General features: G+C 30.7%; 1 protein-coding gene. It reads left to right on the forward strand.

Annotated features, from left to right (window positions below):
• The first annotated feature begins 33 nt into the window (after window positions 1-33).
• Window positions 34-792, forward strand: coding sequence for a hypothetical protein (locus Q0870_RS15345; protein ID WP_298556774.1), 759 nt, complete (start codon window positions 34-36; stop codon window positions 790-792).
• Window positions 793-926 lie beyond the last annotated feature (134 nt).

Raw genomic sequence — 926 nt, forward strand, 5'->3', positions numbered from 1 at the left:
ACGTTGTGCTTCATTATGACAAACCGTTAACCAATGATAAAATTCTTTAGAAAAATTAGAAAAAAATTGCTCTCTGAAAATAAGTTCAGTAAGTATCTGATTTACGCAATAGGAGAAATAATACTGGTTGTTATTGGAATATTGATTGCTCTTCAAGTGAATAATCAAAATCAAGTCAAAAACGAAAAAAAAGCCCTCAAGAATTACTTGGAAAAAATAGCAATCAATGTAAAAAGCGATATTAAAGTTGCGGAAATTATGATAGAGACAAGGACGCAACAATCATTATTATGTGCGGAGGCTACCGAATTGATTTCTAAAAAAGATTGGAGTGACCAACGAAAAATTACCAGTGCTGTATTTGTGATGATAATAGAACAACCTTTGAATTTTAATCGCAGTGGATTTGAATCCCTAAAGAATTCTGGATATTTACAGCATCTTGACAATCCGAAAGTGGAAGAACTGATTTATAACTATTATAATGCAGTAGATAAAGTGATATTTGAAGAATCAAGCCTACAAGTTTGGGCAAATGATTTAGATTTAGAATTACACAAAAGTGGCTTCTTTTCAGAATGGATTGAACTTGAAAAAAGACCAAATCAAAAACTTAATGAAGTTATAGGAAATTATACAGATGAACTTTGTAATCATAAAGGGAATGATATTGTATTGTCACTTTTATATAGAGGTTTCTTATTTACTGCTGACTTGACAAACTTCTATAAAGAGCAAATAACTAATGGAAATGAATTATTATTGGCAATAGAGAATTATGACAAAAAATAACGAAAGCACAACAACGTGTATAATTAATAGCTAGTTATAGCCTACTTACGAAAGTCCTCGCGGACTTTCTATCTGTGATTTATTTGCTAAATTTAATGCTTAAACACGCAACGAAATCATACACTAGAACGTTG

This window comes from uncultured Algibacter sp. (assembly GCF_947487575.1).
Taxonomy (GTDB): domain Bacteria; phylum Bacteroidota; class Bacteroidia; order Flavobacteriales; family Flavobacteriaceae; genus Algibacter_B.